Source organism: Microvirga antarctica, assembly GCF_017921815.1.
Classification (GTDB): domain Bacteria; phylum Pseudomonadota; class Alphaproteobacteria; order Rhizobiales; family Beijerinckiaceae; genus Microvirga; species Microvirga antarctica.
Map to the genome: position 1 here is coordinate 356,676 of NZ_JAGEMM010000002.1, position 16,562 is coordinate 373,237.

At 63.4% G+C, this 16,562-nt stretch carries 17 protein-coding genes and 1 riboswitch; of the genes, 7 read left to right on the top strand and 10 right to left on the bottom strand.

All coding sequences use genetic code 11. The features are described 5' to 3' along the window. Nucleotides 1–54 precede the first annotated feature (54 nt). Both J4G32_RS09025 and J4G32_RS09030 read right to left on the bottom strand, forming a co-directional pair. The gene (locus tag J4G32_RS09025) at nt 55–1,623 is read right to left on the bottom strand and encodes an ABC transporter substrate-binding protein (RefSeq protein ID WP_210485957.1); all 1,569 of its coding nucleotides are present in this window, start codon (nt 1,621–1,623) and stop codon (nt 55–57) included. Between the two features lie 274 nt (nt 1,624–1,897). Then, nucleotides 1,898–2,650, bottom strand: coding sequence for a GntR family transcriptional regulator (locus J4G32_RS09030; RefSeq protein WP_246504927.1), 753 nt, complete (start codon nt 2,648–2,650; stop codon nt 1,898–1,900). Nucleotides 2,651–2,779: 129 nt separating this feature from the next. Between J4G32_RS09030 and J4G32_RS09035 the strand changes: the two genes are divergently transcribed. Beyond that, nucleotides 2,780–3,973, top strand: coding sequence for an amidohydrolase family protein (locus tag J4G32_RS09035; protein WP_210485959.1), 1,194 nt, complete (start codon nt 2,780–2,782; stop codon nt 3,971–3,973). A 91-nt stretch (nt 3,974–4,064) separates the two neighbouring features. Here the strand turns inward: J4G32_RS09035 and J4G32_RS09040 are convergent, their stop codons facing one another. Both J4G32_RS09040 and J4G32_RS09045 read right to left on the bottom strand, forming a co-directional pair. Further along, a complete protein-coding gene (locus tag J4G32_RS09040) occupies nt 4,065–4,349 on the bottom strand; it encodes a hypothetical protein (RefSeq protein WP_210485961.1) in 285 nt (94 codons plus the stop codon). Nucleotides 4,350–4,491: 142 nt separating this feature from the next. Further along, a complete protein-coding gene (locus J4G32_RS09045; protein ID WP_210485963.1) occupies nt 4,492–5,229 on the bottom strand; it encodes an outer membrane protein in 738 nt (245 codons plus the stop codon). A gap of 400 nt (nt 5,230–5,629) precedes the next feature. Between J4G32_RS09045 and J4G32_RS09050 the strand changes: the two genes are divergently transcribed. Together J4G32_RS09050 and J4G32_RS09055 are read left to right on the top strand one after the other, a co-directional pair. Beyond that, nucleotides 5,630–6,379, top strand: a complete 750-nt coding sequence (locus J4G32_RS09050; RefSeq protein ID WP_210485965.1) for a pentapeptide repeat-containing protein — start codon at nt 5,630–5,632, stop codon at nt 6,377–6,379. A 42-nt stretch (nt 6,380–6,421) separates the two neighbouring features. Next, nucleotides 6,422–6,528: riboswitch (SAM-I-IV-variant riboswitch) on the top strand. Nucleotides 6,529–6,570: 42 nt separating this feature from the next. Beyond that, a complete protein-coding gene (locus tag J4G32_RS09055) occupies nt 6,571–6,870 on the top strand; it encodes a hypothetical protein (protein WP_210485967.1) in 300 nt (99 codons plus the stop codon). Between the two features lie 7 nt (nt 6,871–6,877). Here J4G32_RS09055 and J4G32_RS09060 read toward each other — a convergent pair whose 3' ends face one another. Further along, the gene (locus J4G32_RS09060; protein WP_210485971.1) at nt 6,878–7,276 is read right to left on the bottom strand and encodes an MAPEG family protein; all 399 of its coding nucleotides are present in this window, start codon (nt 7,274–7,276) and stop codon (nt 6,878–6,880) included. 304 nt (nt 7,277–7,580) lie between these two features. Here J4G32_RS09060 and J4G32_RS09065 point away from each other — a divergent pair, with 304 nt between their 5' ends. The 4 genes from J4G32_RS09065 to J4G32_RS09080 are packed head-to-tail and all read left to right on the top strand — an operon-like array spanning nt 7,581 to nt 11,510. Next, entirely contained in the window at nt 7,581–8,390 is an 810-nt protein-coding gene (locus tag J4G32_RS09065; RefSeq protein ID WP_425515504.1) for a class I SAM-dependent methyltransferase, read from the top strand. Between the two features lie 48 nt (nt 8,391–8,438). After that, a complete protein-coding gene (locus J4G32_RS09070; RefSeq protein ID WP_210485973.1) occupies nt 8,439–9,626 on the top strand; it encodes an ABC transporter substrate-binding protein in 1,188 nt (395 codons plus the stop codon). 52 nt (nt 9,627–9,678) lie between these two features. Beyond that, nucleotides 9,679–10,734, top strand: coding sequence for a FecCD family ABC transporter permease (locus tag J4G32_RS09075; RefSeq protein WP_246504928.1), 1,056 nt, complete (start codon nt 9,679–9,681; stop codon nt 10,732–10,734). After that, on the top strand, nt 10,734–11,510 hold the full coding sequence (locus J4G32_RS09080) for an ABC transporter ATP-binding protein (RefSeq protein ID WP_210485975.1): 777 nt from the start codon (nt 10,734–10,736) through the stop codon (nt 11,508–11,510). The genes J4G32_RS09075 and J4G32_RS09080 overlap by 1 nt, the downstream gene beginning before the upstream one ends. Nucleotides 11,511–11,562: 52 nt before the next feature. Here the strand turns inward: J4G32_RS09080 and J4G32_RS09085 are convergent, their stop codons facing one another. From J4G32_RS09085 to J4G32_RS09105, 5 genes are all read right to left on the bottom strand, one after another. Further along, nucleotides 11,563–11,958 (bottom strand): PRC-barrel domain-containing protein, encoded by a 396-nt coding sequence (locus tag J4G32_RS09085; protein WP_210485977.1) that lies wholly within the window; start codon nt 11,956–11,958, stop codon nt 11,563–11,565. Between the two features lie 86 nt (nt 11,959–12,044). After that, on the bottom strand, nt 12,045–13,769 hold the full coding sequence (locus J4G32_RS09090) for an adenylate/guanylate cyclase domain-containing protein (RefSeq protein WP_281413542.1): 1,725 nt from the start codon (nt 13,767–13,769) through the stop codon (nt 12,045–12,047). Nucleotides 13,770–13,877: 108 nt separating this feature from the next. Further along, entirely contained in the window at nt 13,878–14,645 is a 768-nt protein-coding gene (locus J4G32_RS09095; protein ID WP_210485979.1) for an ABC transporter ATP-binding protein, read from the bottom strand. Beyond that, on the bottom strand, nt 14,633–15,376 hold the full coding sequence (locus J4G32_RS09100) for an ABC transporter permease (RefSeq protein ID WP_210485981.1): 744 nt from the start codon (nt 15,374–15,376) through the stop codon (nt 14,633–14,635). Before J4G32_RS09100 ends, J4G32_RS09095 begins: the two co-directional genes overlap by 13 nt. An 8-nt stretch (nt 15,377–15,384) precedes the next feature. Beyond that, nucleotides 15,385–16,410, bottom strand: a complete 1,026-nt coding sequence (locus J4G32_RS09105) for an ABC transporter substrate-binding protein (protein ID WP_210485983.1) — start codon at nt 16,408–16,410, stop codon at nt 15,385–15,387. Between the last annotated feature and the right edge of the window lie 152 nt (nt 16,411–16,562).

The following is a 16,562-nucleotide window of genomic DNA, read 5'->3' on the forward strand; positions in this document are numbered from 1 at the left end:
CTCACCTGCGGCCCGCCTCGTCATGAAGCGGGCCGCGTCTTTCCCGAAGCGGGTCTATTTGACGGTCGCGAACCAGAGACGGACGTATTCGTCCGGGAACTGGGGCACGTCGATGTTGTCGCGCGCCGCCCATGCCAGCGGCTGCTGGTGAAGCGGGATATAGGCGACGTCGTCATGCGCGACCTTCAGCGCCTCGACCAGCATGGCGCGGCGCTTCGGCTCGTCGAGCTCGGAGGCCGCCTGACGGGTCAGGGCTTCGATGCGGGCGTTCTCATAGGTGCTGGAGTTCGAGCCGCCATAGCCGTCCTTCTGCGCCGTCAGCAGGGCCGACAGCACGCTGAAGCCGTCCATGGGCGGGAGTGTCGCCCAGCCGACCATCGACACGTCGAACTCGCCGCGATCCTGGCGCGGAAAATAGGTCGCGCGCGACTCGGTCTGCAGGTCGGCCTGGATGCCCGCCCGCGTCCACATGGCGGCCAGCGCCACGCAGGTCTGCTCGTCGTTGATGTAGCGGTCGTTCGGGCAGTTGAGCTTCACCTTGAAGCCGTTGGGATAACCCGCCTCCGCCAGCAGAGCCTTCGCCTTGGCGCCGTCATAGGCCAGAACCGTGTCGTTCTCCTTGGCATAGCCGGGCACCGGGGGCGCCACGAGGGTGCCGGTGTTGCGGGACTTGTCGCGCATCACGCGCTTCTTGATCGTCTCCATGTCGATCGCATGCCACATTGCCTGGCGGACCTTGGGGTCGAGCAGCGGGTTCTTCTGACCCGGCATCGCCTTCAATTCGGGGCGGAAGTTGAGCGACAGCATGATGAGGCGCAACGACGGCTCCTCGATCACCTTGAAGCCCGGGGCATTGCCGATGCGCGCCAGATCCTGCAGGGGCGCCGGCGCGATGAGGTCGAGTTCGCCGGACAGAAGCGCCGCGACGCGGGTGGCGTCGGACTTGACCGGCTTGAACTCGATCCGCGTCAGGTTGTGCTGCGGCTTATCCCACCAATCGGGATTGACGACGAAATTCGTGCCCGAATCCGGCTTGTAGGATTCGACCTTGAACGGGCCGGTGCCGATGGCGGTGGTCGAGGCTGCGGTGGTGACGCCGGTGGCGATGTTGCCCGGCTTCAGGGCGCCGTTGGCCTCCATCCACTCCTTGTCGAGGATGTAGACGCCCGCGAGATCGTTGAGCAGAAGCGGGTAGGGGCCCTTGGTGACGATGTCGACCGTGAAGTCATCCACCTTTTCGGCGCGCAGCACGTTCGCGATGTTGCCCCGCGCCCGCGCGCCGGGGTCGAGCAAGCGGGCGAAGGACGCCACCACATCGTCGGCCGTAAACGGATTGCCGTTGTGGAATTTCACGTTGCGACGCAGTTCGAAGCGCCACGTGTCCGGCTTAACGTTCTTCCAACTCACCGCAAGTGCCGGCTCGAGCTCAAGGGTGCGGCCGCGGCGCACCAGAGGGTCGAAGACATGGTGCAGCATGCTCGTCGTGAAGCTTTCCGTGTGAGCATACGGATCGAGCGTCGTGATGTCGGTCGGCGAAGACCAGCGCAGGGTCTTGGCCTCGGCCGAGAGCCCCATCAGGGCGCCGAGCGCGACGGACAGGGTGGCGGCAAGCTTGATCGTCATGAAGAACCTCCACGAGCCTTCTGGTTCGTTGTTATTGGATACAATCAACGCAAAACTTGCATACAGAAATTTCGCCGTCAACGCTCCCGCATGCACAATCGGGCACATTGAGGCGTGATCCAAGCAAGATTCTGCGCGGGCCTCTGCGGCAGTCCAGCCCGGAGAGTATTCCAGAAGTCCCGCCGACCGATAGAGTTGAGCGCGACTAATCGGGCCTCTTCACGGGTAAATTAGAGCCGGCGCGATATCGTCCATGCACTGTCGCAACTCGATATTACTTTGCGTAATGATCAAGGATCGACCGGATGTCGCGATGCCGGTCGGCGGTGGAGGACAGCAGCGCCCGCTCGGTTACGGCGTGGAGATGATGGTCCATGCTGGCGACGGCGCCGGCCCCGTCGCGCTGTCGCAGGGCCTCGATGATCTGCTCATGCTCGGTCAGGGAGCAATCGGACGAATGCGGCCTGCCGTACAGGGCGAGAATGAGCGAACAGCGCGACACCACCTCGTCGACAAACCGCGCCAGCACCGTATTGCCGGAAAGGTCGGCCAGCAGGATATGAAACTCCCCCGCAAGCCGGATCGAGGCGGGCCCGTCGGCAGGGCTCGCCTTGCGCTCGAGCGCGATGTGCTTTTCGAGCAGGGCGATGTCGCGGTCAGTGACCTTGGCGGCGAGGCGGGTCAACACCTGCCGCTCGAGGCACATGCGGGCCTCGAAGATGTCATGCGCCTCGGACAGGCTGGGCTGGGCGATGGCCGCGCCCTTGTTGGGTTGAAGATCAACCAGCCCTTCCGCATGAAGGCGGGCAAGGGCCGTGCGGACGATGGTCCGGCTGACGCCGAATCGATCGCCGATCACGTCTTCGGTCATCTTGTCGCCCGGCATCAGGGCCTGTTCAATAATCGCCCGTCGCAGGCCGAAATAAACCGCATCGCTGCGGGGGATTTTACTGGTCTTGAGCGCATTGAGGGCCATGGGCACCGGGTCCGAGGACGCGAGGAACGGTTTCCACCATCTTGCATGCATTTCGATCTCGCACAAAAGCCCAATCCGTTCTATGAATTGTGTTCACGGCTGTATACGATAATTGTCCGCCGATATGCCAACTTTCGCCGTCGGGCGGCACCGGCATCGCGACAAACAGGGGCATGACAGATGAGCGAAGAGGTCTTCCTGACGAATGTCCGGCCGATGGGTGGCGATGCGACGTCGGTCACCATCCGCGACGGGGCCATCGTGGCTTATGGGGACCATGCTCCCGAGGACGCCCGATCGATCGACGGCGACGGGGCGATTCTGATCCCCGGCCTGGTGGAGGCGCATACCCACCTCGACAAGACCCTGCTCGGCATGCCCTGGTACCGCAACGATGTGGGCCCCCGGCTTGTGGACAAGATCGACAACGAGCGCGCGCAGAAGCGGCTGCTGGGGATTGAGCCGGCCCGCCAGTCCATGCGGCAGGCGTTACTGTCGGCCTCGCTGGGTTCGACGCATATCCGTTCGCACGTGGATGTGGACACGGATATGGGCCTTGCCGGGATCGAGGGCGTCCTTGAGACGAGCGAGCGCCTGCGCGACATCGTGGACATCGAGGTCGTCGCCTTCCCGCAGAGCGGCATGCTGATTCGCCCGGGAACCGCGACGTTGATGGAGGAAGCGCTGAAACTCGGGGCGCAGGTCGTCGGTGGCCTCGACCCGTCCGCCATTGATCGTGATCCGAAGGGGCATCTGGACGTCATCTTCGGCCTCGCCGACCGATACGGCCGCCCGGTCGACATTCATCTCCATGAAACCGGCGAACTCGGCGCTTTCTCGATGGAATTGATCATCGAGCGCACCAGAGCGCTGGGCCTGCAGGGCCGCGTGACGATCAGCCATGCGTTCTGCCTCGGGATGCCCGAGCAGGATCAGGTGGGTCTGCTGATCGACGCTTTGGCAGAGGCGAGGGTGCACATTCTGACCACGGCGCCGTCGTTCAAGGCGGTCCCGCCGGTCAAGCGACTGATGGATGCGGGCGTTGTGGTGGCGGCGGGTTCGGACGGCGTGCGCGATACATGGGGGCCCTACGGCAATGCCGACATGCTCGAGCGCGCGGTATTCGTCGGCTTGCGCAACAATCTTCGCCGCGACGACGAGGTCGCGATGGCGCTTGATACCTGCACGTGGGGCGGAGCGCGGATGATGGGGCTGGAAAACTACGGTTTGGCACCCGGCTCCCGTGCGGATCTCGTTCTGCTCGACGGCGAAACGCTGGCTGAAGCCATCGTCAGTCGCAGGCCGCGCAAACTGGTCATGAAAGCCGGCCGGATCGTCGCGCGCGACGGTGCCGCCCTGATGGTCGCGCCCTGACGTGCCCTGGCGGTGTCTCCCCCGAAGGACGGGCTGTTATGCCCGCCCTGATCACCGATGAGATCCGCGCTATTGGGATACGGCTCAACCGTCAGAATTTGAACCCTGCACCCACGCCACTGCCGGTCATGACCGGCTGAATGGTGCTCTCAGCGGGCGCTGGTGTGGACAAGGTGCTGGGCACGCTGACAGGGCGGCGCTGGGTTGCGGCTGCTTTTTCCGCCGAGGCGGAATTGCGTCGCGAATCGGGGCCGGCCAGCGAGGGCGGCGGCGGGACCGACGTGCGGGGCAGAACGCCCTGCGGAGCCCCGGTGTTGCAGCCGGACAGTGAGAGCGCGATCAGAACGAGAGCGGGCGGTGCGATCAGCCTGCGCATGGACGATATCCTTCTGGTGCGACGGATTATGGAATTGGAGGGCTCGCCATGTCGAGGCCGGCGCGGGAAAAGCCCTTGTCGTGCGGACGCCATGAAAAAAGGCCCGGTGTTTCCACCGGGCCTTTTCGTTGATCGCGAGATCTTAGTACGAGCTGAACTTGTAGTTCAGGCCGGCGCGGATGACGCCGAACTCGTTGTCCTTCTTGCTGTAGTCGTAGACGGCGATCGGAGCGACACCGGCGTAGCCGTAATCGTTCTTGCTGCCGAGGTTGACGTACAGACCTTCGATCTTGGCAGTCAGGTTGTTGGTGAAGGCGTATTCCACGCCGCCGCCGAGAACCCAGCCGGTGTTCGTGCTGCTGTTGCTCGAGTAGCCGAAGTTAGAAGCGGTGGTGCCAACGTCGCCGTAAGCGAAACCGCCGGTCACGTAGATGAGAGCGCGGTCAATGGCAAAACCAGCGCGAGCGCGCACGGTGCCGAAGTAGCCATCGCTGCCGCCGTTGCCGCCATAGATGCCGTTGAAGGCGTAGTTGTTGTTGCCGCCGCCGATGTCAGCGTACTGGATGTCCGTCTCGAGACCGAGGACGAACTGACCCATCTGGTAGTTGTAGCCGACCTGACCGCCGCCGACGAAGCCGCCGTCGTTGCTGCTGCTGCCATAATAGCCAACGCCATTGTAGAATGCGTTGTTATTGTTGCTCGTGTTCCAGCCGTAACCAGCGTTCACACCGACGTAGAAGCCCGTCCAGGTGAAGACGGGGATAGCGGCGACCATCGGAGGAGGAGCGTAACGCGACGGCAGGTCCGCAGCCTGGGCAGCGGATGCAGCAATCGCCAGGGCTGCCGTACCGGCGAGCAGGCTGAGGAGAGTAGAGCGCATGGGAGTTTCCCTTGTTCGTGTTTTCAGAGATCCCAACTTACCCAAACGTCACGCGCTTTGATATGGCTCTTTGGCAACAGCGCTAACAAAATGTGAAATGAAACCTAATATCAGTACGGTTTGATTTAATCATATTTACCAATAGATACAGTGTGTTCTTGACCGAGGGTTTCCAAAATGCACTCATTCACTGCGATTTTTCAGTGGCAGCTGGGGAATGGTACGAGGAGAGAACCTGGCCCCGCCGCTCGTCGTCGGGGCCTTTTTTTGCCCTCTGAACCGCAAATGAGCAGTCGGGCCTTCCCTGCTGCGGGCCCTGGCACCACATTCCAAGGGACAGTGATGCTGAGAGCGAGGTCGTATCATGCTGTGTAAGAGCTCCCCGCAGGCCGAAAGCCGCATGAGAGGGCCTTGGCTGCTCCTCGGGACCTGCGCGATCGGCGTCCTCATGACGAGTGGTGCGTATGCCGGCTGTTCCGATAACCCCGGCCCCAACATCAACTGGACGGGGTGCTCGAAGGCGCGCCTGATGCTCGCCGGCGACGACTTTTCGGGCAGCGTGCTGACCAAGGCCGCCCTGAGCGCGAGCGATTTCGCCGGTTCCTCCATGGTGGGCGCAAAGCTCAACGAGACGGAGGTCACGCGCACCCGATTCGAGGGGGCGGTTCTCTCGGATGCGGATTTCACCAAGGCGATCGGCTGGCGGGCCAATTTTACCAAGGCCAATCTGGCCAAGGCCAATTTCCACAGCGCCGATATGAGTCGGTCATCCTTCGTTCAGGCCAACCTTGCGGGCGCCAATCTCGGCAAGTCGGAGATGAACCGGTCGGATTTCAGCAGCGCCGACCTGACCGGGGCCGATATGTCGCGGGCTGAACTCGCTCGCGCGGGCTTTGCCAAAGCAAAACTCGGCGGGGTGAATTTCAGCCTCTCGAACCTCTCGCGGGCCAATCTCGCAGGTGCCGATCTCGACGCCGTGGACCTGACGCGATCTTATGTTTTCCTGACCCAATTCGCCGGCGCGAACCTGGCGAAGGCCAAGGGGCTGACTCAGGCGCAGATCGATATCGCCTGCGGTGACGGCACGACCAAACTCCCGGCAGGGTTGACGGCACCCAGTTCCTGGCCCTGTCCGGCTGAAGCCGAGTAGTCGCATTCTGTCTTGAATCGCCGGCGTCGACGGGATATCAAGGCCGCACATCAAGAGTTGGGCTGACGTCCAACGCCAACCTGCTGTCCGAGCAAGGTGGCGCTTCCGAAAGGAAGGATGTGGCCCGACCGGCAACGAAACGGAACACAGCCACCTCGTCAGCGCGCCTCTTTCGTACGGAGTGTGAAGCGATGAGCGCGAACGGCCCCCCTGCACGGCACCTGACTGTTGCGACGAGTGACATGTCGATCTTCGTGGCCAATATGGACTGGTCGCGAGCTGGGCGACGGACAGAGCCATCGTCCCTGTACATCGTCGTCCACCGGTCGGCCGGCACGTTTACCCATGTCTATCGGGTTGCTGCCGGCGCTGACCCTGCGCGCCAGACAATCTATCTCGAGCATGTTCTGGTCGGAGAGCAGGTGCGGGCGGCCAGAGCGTGGGTGCTTGACCGCTGTCCTGCCGCACTCGCGATTGAGACTGCGGCCTGATCGGCGCTCAGGTTGGCAGCAGGGTGGCGCAGATCACCATGATGGTGCCGCCGAGCCCGACCATCCAGACGAGCGAGCGGATATAGGGAACACCGAAGGCGTAGAGCGGCACGTAAGCGACGCGGGACCAGAAATACAACATCGCGCCCCACCGCGTCAGCGTTCCGTCGCGATCGGCCACGTGCGCGATCAAGATAGCGGCCGCAAAGAGCGGGAGCGTCTCGAAGAGGTTGCGCTGCGCCCGTTGCATGCGCCCCGTCAGCGGGCCGACAGGCGGGCCGGGCTCATCCCGCGGACCGGCATTATACGCGCTGCCGGTCTCCTTCGTTCGCAGCATGGCTGTCAGCCCGATCTGAACGAGAGCGAGGACGAGCGTCCAGGCGAGAAGCGTGAGTTCGGTCGTCATGGTGCGGATGACTCCAGGCGGCTCTGCGGCCGATGCCCCTCATTGTAGGGCTTGCCCCACACAAGTCATCCCGTGACATCGCCTGTCGCACAGTCGCTGCGGCCTCGGCACGGTGACGCCCTGGCGCCATCTGTCATGCGCAGTTTCGAAAGCTTCCAAAGTAATCGCGAATCTTCGATTGCGTCGCTACATTTTAATTAGAACAATCTAAAAGTAAAACTTGATATAAGGCGCATTTTTTGGCGTGACATCGCCCGAATACATATCTATACGCTCGGTCGCCGGCATGGAATTGGTGTTGTCGATGAGTTCGAACGTGGCCCTGAATCACACTGTCAAAGACGATATTCGCGAGTACTGGGGCAAGCGTTCGGAAACGTTCGACCTTTCACCTGGCCACGAGATTTTCAACGAGGAAGAACGCACTGGCTGGCATGCGTTGTTCCGTCGCCACCTCGGCGCCGGGCAGGGGCGCCAGGTGCTCGATGTGGCGAGCGGAACCGGGGTCATCTCGCTGCTGCTTCATGACATCGGATTTTCCGTCACCGGAATCGACTTCGCCGAACCGATGCTCGCCCGCGCGCGGGACAAGATTGCCCGCAAGGGCGCGCCCATCCGTTTCGTGCTCGGCGATGCTGAGCAGACACTCGAGCCGGACGCGACCTATGACGCCCTCGTGAACCGGCATCTGGTCTGGACCCTCGTCAATCCCGACGTGGCGTTCGCCGAATGGTTTCGCGTGCTCAAGCCCGGCGGCCGCCTTCTCATCGTGGACGCGGATACGCCGGTCCCGCGCACCCTCAAGGCAGCATGGCTGCGCGCGATGGCGCGGCTTGTCGGGCGTTTCCAGAAGGGTGCAACAGGCCACGTCATCGACCGCGCCACTCACGATCGCATCGTCTCGCAGGTCTATTTCTCGCAAGGCGCGGAAGCGGACCGCATCGTGGCGCTTCTTTCTGCCGCGGGCTTTACCGACATTGTCGTCGACCGCGATCTCACCGCCATTCATCGGGGGCAGGGCCGCAACATGCGCCTGCGCCAACGACTAGAGCGTGCAAGCCAGGATCGTTTTGCGATCGCCGCCCGCAAACCCGAGAGTCCTTCTCTGGCTTGAAGGATTTCTTTCAACGCTGGGCCTTTAACCCACCGATTGAGGATTGACATGCCGAACGTCCGTTTGACCGATCAGCGACCGTGGTCGCACCTGACCCGCCTGTCGCGCCATCTTGCCGTTGCCTGCGCGCTTGCGATGCCGTCGCTTGCGGCGGCACTCCCCGCGCAGGCTGCGGACGAGATGATCAAGGTGACGGACCTTGCGGGTCGGACTGTTTCCGTCAAGAAGGGTGTCCAGCACGCCATTCTCGGAGAAGGCCGTCTCTTCTATGCGACCGTCGTCCTCAATAAGGACAAGCCCTTCGCGCAGCTCGCGGCGATCGGCGACGATCTCGAGAAGTTCGATCCTGACAGCTGGCATCAATACCTGGCCAAGGTGCCGGAGGCCAAAGCCGTCACGCAGGTCGGTGCGCTGGCGTCCAGTGACTTCAGTGTCGAGAAGGCGATCTCGCTTAACGCCGATCTGGTCATCCTCTCGCTCGGGTTCCTGGACAAGGCCAACGAGACCGGCATCGTCGACAACCTCGCCAAGGCTGGCATCCCGACGATCTTCATCGATTTTCGTGAGCGGCCGACCCAGAACACCGTGCCAAGCATGCTGCTGCTCGGGCGCGTGTTCGACCGGCAGGAGCAGGCACAGGCCTTCGTCGATTATTATCTCCAGCAGATGCGGCGGGTCTACAACGTGACCTCGAAGCTGAAGCAGAACGAGCGCCCGCTGGTCTTCGCCGAACAGGCCGCCGGTCTCGATCCGACGGCGTGCTGCCGTACCTTCGGCAATTTCAACTTCGGCGAATTCGTCGCGGAAGCGGGCGGCCTCAACTGGGGTTCCAAATTCTTCTCGGGCGCAGGCGGTCTCGTCAATCCCGAGAAGATCGTTGTCGACGATCCGGCCTTCCTGCTCATGACGGGCGCCAACTGGTCGAATTCAAACCCCGGCAACAAGGCTGTGTGGCTGGGCTACGAGACCAAGGAGGCGTCCGCGCAGGAGCAGATCAAGGGTCTCATCGAGCGTCCCGGCTTCAAGGAAACGTCTGCCGTCAAGAACAAGCGCGTGATGGCCATATATCATCAGTTCTATCAGAGCCCGTATCACTTCGTGGCCATTCAGGCGCTCGCCAAGTGGCTCCATCCGGACGCGTTCAAGGATCTCGATCCGAAGGCGACGTTCGACGACATGCACAAGCAGTTCCTTCCCATCGCGTTGACGGGCGTGTTCTGGACCGAACTCAAGTAGTCGCGTGGCGCGAGTCCTCACCGGCTCGCGCCAGCCCGGCATGGGGCTTTCAATGGCAGACCTGACGATGGACGGCGCGGGAATCCGGTATCGCCGCCGCGCCGCCCGCAAAGTCGCAATCGTGGCGGGAGCGCTTGCAGTGCTTCTTGCGGCCCTGATCACAGACGTTGCGGTGGGACCTGGAAACTTCAGTCTCCTGCAGGTCCTGTCGGCTATTGTCGATCCAGGATCGCAGGGACCGAAGGTCGACGTCATCGTCTGGAATGTCCGCTTGCCGGTGGCCGTCATGGCCGTACTCGTCGGCGCGATGCTCGGTGTTGCAGGAGCGCAGATGCAGACGATCCTCAACAATCCCCTGGCCGATCCCTTCACCCTCGGCATCTCGTCGGCCGCGAGTTTTGGCGCAGCGCTCGCCATCGGCACGGGGATCGGGCTTGTGCCTTTCGCCGGCGCGTTTCTGGTGACAGCCAACGCGTTTGTCTTCGCGCTCGCCACCTCGATCATCCTGTTCCTGTTCACCCGCATGCGCGGCGTGACCATCGAAACGTTCATCCTGGTCGGCATCGCGCTGTTCTTCACCTTCAACGCGCTGCTCGCCTTCATCCAGTATCAGGCCTCTGAAACCCAGCTCCAGCAGATCATTTTCTGGATGATGGGCTCACTGGCGCGCGCTACTTGGACCAAGATCGCGGTCTGCGCCGGGTTGTTGGCGGTGATTGTTCCCATCTGCATGCGCCGCAGCTGGATGCTCACCGCGCTCACCATGGGAGACGACCGCGCCGCGAGCCTCGGCATCCCGGTCGCCCGGTTGCGGCTGGAGATGCTGGCCTGCATCTCGCTGCTGGCCTCGACCGCCGTAGCGTTCGTGGGGACCATCGGCTTTATCGGACTGGTCGGCCCGCACATCGCCCGCCTGCTGGTAGGCGAAGATCAGCGCTATTTTCTTCCCGTCTCGGCGGCCTCCGGCGCGGTCATCCTGTCCGTCGCCTCGACACTCTCCAAGGCCATCACACCGGGCATCATCTATCCCATCGGAATCATCACGGCGCTGGTGGGCGTGCCGTTCTTCCTCAGCCTCGTGATGTCCGTGCGACGGGAAAACTGGTGATGAGTCTCGCGATCAACGACATTCATTTCGGCTATGGCAAAGTCCCCCTGTTTCGGGGCCTCGGCGCGACAGGTCTGCGGCGTGGAACCATCACCGCGGTGGTCGGGCCCAATGGCGTCGGCAAGTCCTCGCTCTTCCGGTTGATCGCCGGCCTGAGGTTGCCCCGGCGCGGTTCCCTCTCGCTCGATGGAACCGACCTTGCAACGCTCCCGCAGAGACGTCGGCACGAGACGGTCTTCTTCCTGTCGCAGCATGTGGCCATCCGCGCCGCGCTCACAGTCTTCGACCTCGTGCTGCTGGCGCGCAAGAGCGGGCGCGGCGGGCGCACGACACCAGACGATCTCGCGCGCGTCGAAACGATCCTGTGTGAACTCGGTATCGACCATCTGTCTGACCGGCACGTAACGGATCTGTCAGGCGGGCAGCAGCAGCTTGTCGCGACCGCGCAGGCCTTTGTCCGCGAGCCGCAGGTGCTGTTGCTGGATGAGCCCACGAGTGCGCTCGATCTGCGACGCCAGCTGGAGGTGATGGAACTGGTCCGAAAGGTCACGATCGCGCGGAACATCGTCACGCTCGTGGCGCTGCACGATCTGTCGCTCGCGAGCCGCTTCGCCGACCGCTTTCTGCTCCTCGACAGCGGCGTGATCGTAGCCGACGGTTCGCCCCACGAGGTGCTCGACGGCGGGGCGATCGAGGACGCCTACGGAGTGGGCATCCATGTGGAGCGCGCAACCACCGGCACGCTCATGGTTGACGCGTATCTCAGGGCCAGCTGAAACGACAAACGGGTCCCGAAGGACCCGCTTGCGTGAAGAGTGAAGGGCGCGCTTAGCGCTTCCACTTGCCGTCGTACTTGAACTCGGGCGCAGCCTTGAGCTGATCCTTCGTCGCGTTCATGACAGCATGCCACTTCTTGTCGTTTTCGACATAGGTGACCTTCACGGCATTCGGACGCACGATGACGTTGCGCTCGCCCATGCCGAGGAAACCGCCGACGGAGACGATGTAGCCAGTCAGGTCGCCCTGCGACAGGATGAGATCCTTGATCTCGCCGATCTTGTCGTTGGCGTCGTTCACGACGTTGAGGCCAATGAGGTTGTGCGTGAGAACGTCGGTCGGCTTGGCGACGACGAAGGTCTCAGGCTGAACGGTGATGGCCGTTTGGGCGATTGCCGCTCCGGCAAACATGGAGGTCGCAGCGAGAGCGATAAGGGTACGGCGCATTATTTTTGGCTCCTTATAAGCATTGTAGAACCGGACAATGGTTTGGAGCGGCTAAGGTTCCCGAGCGATCTCACGCAAATGCGCGATCAGGGCGTCCTGAACGCGCGATTTGACATGCTTGCCGCTCCCGTCATGTCGCCGACCTGTGTGATGATCCAGGCGTCGATCGGCTGATTGCGGCCGCGGATCTTCACCGTCCGCCGCTCATGCGCCGTCAGATCGAGGCCCGCACGGGCCGCAAGCTCTGCCGAGATCACGAGTTCCGCATCCAATTCCTTGGCGAGGTTTTCGAGACGACTGCCGGCATTGATGGTGTCTCCCACCGCCGTGAGGCCCATGGCGTGGCCATAACCCATTTCGCCTGCGATGGCAGGCCCCACATGAAGGCTCAACGCCAGACGGAGCGGTTGGTCGAGTTCGCTGGCGTAGGTCTCATTGAGGTGGCGCACGCCCTCGAAGATGCGCAGCGCGGCATCGAAGGCCTGTCGCGAGGCGACGTCCGGCGTGTCGGTCAGGCCGAACAGTGCAAGCGCCCCATCGCCGATGAACTTGTCGAGGTGCCCGCCAGCACTTTCCACCGCCTGTCCGACAACCTCGAAGTAACTGTTGAGGAGAAAGACCGTGTCGTATGGCAGGCGATGTTCCGTGAGACGCGTGAATCCCCGCAGATCGCAGAACAGCACCGCGAGGTCGCGCTCGCGGCCGCGCGCCGCCGGGCTGCCGCTGGCAAGCAGGACCGGCCCGAGGCGGTTCGCCGACAGGACCGGCGCGATGGTCAGGTCGTGGCTCGGGCGCAGCTGACAGGCCAGGCGAATGTTGGGCCCCGCATCGATCCGGGCCAGCGTCGCGCGCTCCTGCGGCGTCGGTGACGGCTGCTCGCTCAGGCCTTCGATCACGCGGACGCGGCAGGTCGAACAGCGTCCCCGCCCGCCGCAGACGGATTGGTGCGGGATGCCGGCCTGCCGGCTTCCTTCGAGGACGCTGAAGCCTTGGAGGATGGTGATCGTGCGACCGCCCGGATAGGTCACCTGGACCCGTCTGGAGCGGCGCAGGTAATAGCGCAGCATGCGAGCCGCCAGTACCGCCGCGATCGAAAGCGAAATGGCCACGAACAGGCTGTCCCGCACAACCGGTAGCACCTGTTCGGCACCGGGGATCATGGGCGTCTCCGGATACCTCAGAGGATCCTCCGAAAGCGCGCGACCGGCTTCGGCAAAACCGAGCAGAGCCAGGACCGGAACAAGAAGGGCTGCTGAATAAAGCGTCAGCCCGACTCGGGCGAACCAGGCCTTGTTGCGCAGCCAGAAATAAAGCCCGACGCAAAAATGCAGCCAGGCGATGACCAGCGCGACGGTTTGTTTAAGCCCGAGATCAGGCGACAGGATCCACAGATTGCGAACCACATCCGCGTAGCCGACCCCGCGGCCCGTGAGGGCGAAGTCCACCCGGGTGCCGACCACATGCGGGATGAGCAGAAAGGGGAGGGCGAGGCCGAAGGCCAGTTGGACGGCCTCCCTTACCGGCATCCGCAATGTCCGCCTGCGGAACAGGGCAACGAGGGCGAGCAGGAAATGGCCAGAAAGCGCGCCATAGAGCAGCACCGTCCCCAGCCAGCTCCGCCAAAGCAGATTGAACACGGCGCGGCCGGTCTCCATCGCCTCGAGCGAGATCAGGCCCAGCGCGTGGTTGGAGAAGTGGGTGACCAGAAACAGGCCCAGTACCAGCCCGGAGACGAGCCGAATTTCCCGCAGGCGGATCCTGCGGATTGATGTGAGAAAGAGCGGGGCTTGCATGCGGAGATGCGGTCTCATGGCGGCCGAACGGGTCCGCCCGGAACATAGAGCAGATCGCCCCCATTTCACATTCCGGTCGCTCGGTCTCTGCACGACTTCGCGAGGGGCGGCGGGGGACCGCCTCTCTCAGATCATGCCGCCATCCGTGACGATGTCGGAGGTCAGCCCGGCGCGCAGCGCCCTGGCGGTGTCGAAGAGGGCGGGGTCCTGGCGATGGCGCGGTCTGGCAGTTTCGACCGGAAAGGCGGCGCTGATGCGCCCCGGAGCGCCCGACAGCACGATCACCCGGTCGGCCAGATAGGTCGCCTCCTCGATATCGTGGGTGACGAAAAGGACGGTTTTGCCCGTCGCCTGCCAGACCCGGATCAGCTCGTCCTGCAGGCCTTCCCGCGTGATGGCGTCGAGGGCGGAGAAGGGTTCGTCCATCAGAAGCACCTCCGGTTCGACGGCCAGTGCGCGCGCGAGCGACACCCGCTGTCGCTGGCCGCCCGACAACTGGTGCGGCCAGCGCTCCGACAAGGCGCTCAGCCCCACCAGATCGAGGCACGCATCGGCCGCAGCCCTGCGCTCGCGCTGCGACAGGCCGCCATGCTCCAGGCCGAAAGACACGTTGTCACTCACCCGTCGCCATGGCAGAAGCCGCGAATCCTGGAAAACCAGCGCCACGGCCCGCCGGACGCTTTCGGTCGGCGTGATTGTCACTGTGCCCGAGCTGGACGTGGCGAGTCCCGCCAACACACGCAGGAGAGTCGACTTGCCGACGCCGGAAGGACCGACGATGGCGAGGAACTCGCCCCGCTCGACTGTCAGGTCCAGATGTTCCAGCACGGCGGTGCGCTCGCCGTCGCGCTCGAAGGTCAGCGACAGGTCCCTGATCTCGATTACGCTCGCCATCTGAGCAGCCTTCCTTGCAAGGCCACAAAGGCCGTGTCGAGAAGTCCGTAGAGCGCCGCCATCGTCAGCATGTAGACCACCACCACGTCGGTCGCGAGGAGGCTCGATGCCTGCATCATCCGCTGGCCGAGGCCGGCTACGCCGAAGATCTCGGCTGCCACGACCGCCATCCAGGCCTGCCCGAGGGCGGTTCGAAGTCCGACAAGAATCCCGGGCGTCGCGGCGGGCAGGAGGATCTTCTGGAGGCGCTGGAGACCGGAATGAAAGCCGAAGGCCTCAGCAACCTCGATCAGGTCGCGATCGACCGCGCGAACCGCTCCGTGGGCGGCAAAATACACGATCCAGAACACGCCCATGGTGATGATGAAAACCGCGGCGCCGGTGCTGACCCCGAACCACAGGATCGCGAACGGGACCCAGGCGAGCCCTGGGACCGGCCGCAGAACCCGCACGATCCAGGCAGTGAACGATTCCGCATCCGGATACATCCCCGTCAGAATGCCCAGGCCCACCCCGAGCCCCGCCCCGACCGAGAGGCCCATGAGATAATGGGAAAGACTGCTGGACACCGCCTTCGCCCATTCGCCGCTTGCCAACTCCTTCAGGAAAGCAGCCGGAAGAACGCTCGGCACGGAAAGCAGGGCCGCATTGACGAGGCCGAGCCGTGGGACAAGCTCCCACAGACCCAGAAAGGCCAGGAGCCCGAGAAACGCCAGAGTGAGGCTGCGCATCGGGGCGCTCAGCCACCCTTCAGGGCGCGCTCGTAAAAGCGGGTGTCGAACAGCCCGTCGAAGGGGAGTTCCTTCTCCAGCGATCCAAGCTTGACCTGATAGCTCTGCATGGCGCGCGCCGGCTCGATGATGGCTCGGGGATCGACGATGAACCTGGTGGCCGGGGAGGCGAGGGCGGTGCGAATGGTGGCGGTGTCGACGATCCCCTTGCCGAGGGCCGCCTCGATGGCGGGCGCGGCGCGGTCGGGCGCTGCCTCGATAAGGGCTGCCGCCCTCACCAGAGCGTTGACAAGGGTTTGCACGGCAGCCGGGTTCTTGTCGGCGAATGCGCCGGCGACGGCGACCACCGTTCCCGGCTGGCCTGGGAACATCTCGTCGCCGAGCGCCACGAGCTTGATGGCGGGATTGCGCCCCATGACGATCGAGACGGCCGGCTCGCGAATCGAGGCGCCCTCGACAGCGCCGGCGAGGACGGCTTGCTGCGTCGCGTCGATTCCCATGGAGATCACCTCCACGTCGGCCTTTTCGATCTTGGCGGTCTCCCACAGCCAGTACTGCAAGGTGGTATTCGGAACCGAGCCGGGGGGCTGCGTCGCCACCCGCGCAGGTTTGCCTTCCGCCGTCCGATAGGCCTTGAAGGCAGCAGCAGGGCTTGTGCCCGGCGTGAAGTATTTGGCAAGCTTCGGGGTCGCCACGAACACGTTTTCAGCCACGGCCGTTGCGGCAACGACCCGGACGTCGATTCCCTTGGAACGGGCGACGGCCAAAGGCGCAACGCCGGCCACGTAGATGTCGATGGTGCCGGAGGCCAGCGCCTGGATCATGTTCGGACCCGACTCGAACGTCGTGACACCGATCTCGAGGCCGCCCTCCTTGAGGTAACCTTCCTTTTCGGCAACGAAAAGCGGGGCGGCACCCAGAACCGGAATGACGCCGACGCGGGCCTTGACGGCACCCTGCGCCCAGGGGCTCGCGCCCAACAGCGGCATGGCGGCAATTGCCCCGCATAGTGTCAGGAAGTGACGGCGGTCCATGTCGCTCTCCACATCGGTTGATTGTGTCGATGTAGAAAAGAATTCTCCGGTTTGGCAAGAGCGCGCGTTCTGATAAGGTAAGTTGCCTCATTTCTAACGCGCAAAGAGAACAAAATTCTCTTTCTGCGGCTAAGTGGGGAATCTCATTCCTG

Coding starts and splice junctions, on each gene's coding strand:
- J4G32_RS09025 (WP_210485957.1), bottom strand. CDS start 1,623: ATGACGATCAAGCTTGCCGCCACCCTGTCCGTCGCGCTCGGCGCCCTG.
- J4G32_RS09030 (WP_246504927.1), bottom strand. CDS start 2,650: ATGCATGCAAGATGGTGGAAACCGTTCCTCGCGTCCTCGGACCCGGTG.
- J4G32_RS09035 (WP_210485959.1), top strand. CDS start 2,780: ATGAGCGAAGAGGTCTTCCTGACGAATGTCCGGCCGATGGGTGGCGAT.
- J4G32_RS09040 (WP_210485961.1), bottom strand. CDS start 4,349: ATGCGCAGGCTGATCGCACCGCCCGCTCTCGTTCTGATCGCGCTCTCA.
- J4G32_RS09045 (WP_210485963.1), bottom strand. CDS start 5,229: ATGCGCTCTACTCTCCTCAGCCTGCTCGCCGGTACGGCAGCCCTGGCG.
- J4G32_RS09050 (WP_210485965.1), top strand. CDS start 5,630: ATGAGAGGGCCTTGGCTGCTCCTCGGGACCTGCGCGATCGGCGTCCTC.
- J4G32_RS09055 (WP_210485967.1), top strand. CDS start 6,571: ATGAGCGCGAACGGCCCCCCTGCACGGCACCTGACTGTTGCGACGAGT.
- J4G32_RS09060 (WP_210485971.1), bottom strand. CDS start 7,276: ATGACGACCGAACTCACGCTTCTCGCCTGGACGCTCGTCCTCGCTCTC.
- J4G32_RS09065 (WP_425515504.1), top strand. CDS start 7,581: ATGAGTTCGAACGTGGCCCTGAATCACACTGTCAAAGACGATATTCGC.
- J4G32_RS09070 (WP_210485973.1), top strand. CDS start 8,439: ATGCCGAACGTCCGTTTGACCGATCAGCGACCGTGGTCGCACCTGACC.
- J4G32_RS09075 (WP_246504928.1), top strand. CDS start 9,679: ATGGCAGACCTGACGATGGACGGCGCGGGAATCCGGTATCGCCGCCGC.
- J4G32_RS09080 (WP_210485975.1), top strand. CDS start 10,734: ATGAGTCTCGCGATCAACGACATTCATTTCGGCTATGGCAAAGTCCCC.
- J4G32_RS09085 (WP_210485977.1), bottom strand. CDS start 11,958: ATGCGCCGTACCCTTATCGCTCTCGCTGCGACCTCCATGTTTGCCGGA.
- J4G32_RS09090 (WP_281413542.1), bottom strand. CDS start 13,769: ATGAGACCGCATCTCCGCATGCAAGCCCCGCTCTTTCTCACATCAATC.
- J4G32_RS09095 (WP_210485979.1), bottom strand. CDS start 14,645: ATGGCGAGCGTAATCGAGATCAGGGACCTGTCGCTGACCTTCGAGCGC.
- J4G32_RS09100 (WP_210485981.1), bottom strand. CDS start 15,376: ATGCGCAGCCTCACTCTGGCGTTTCTCGGGCTCCTGGCCTTTCTGGGT.
- J4G32_RS09105 (WP_210485983.1), bottom strand. CDS start 16,410: ATGGACCGCCGTCACTTCCTGACACTATGCGGGGCAATTGCCGCCATG.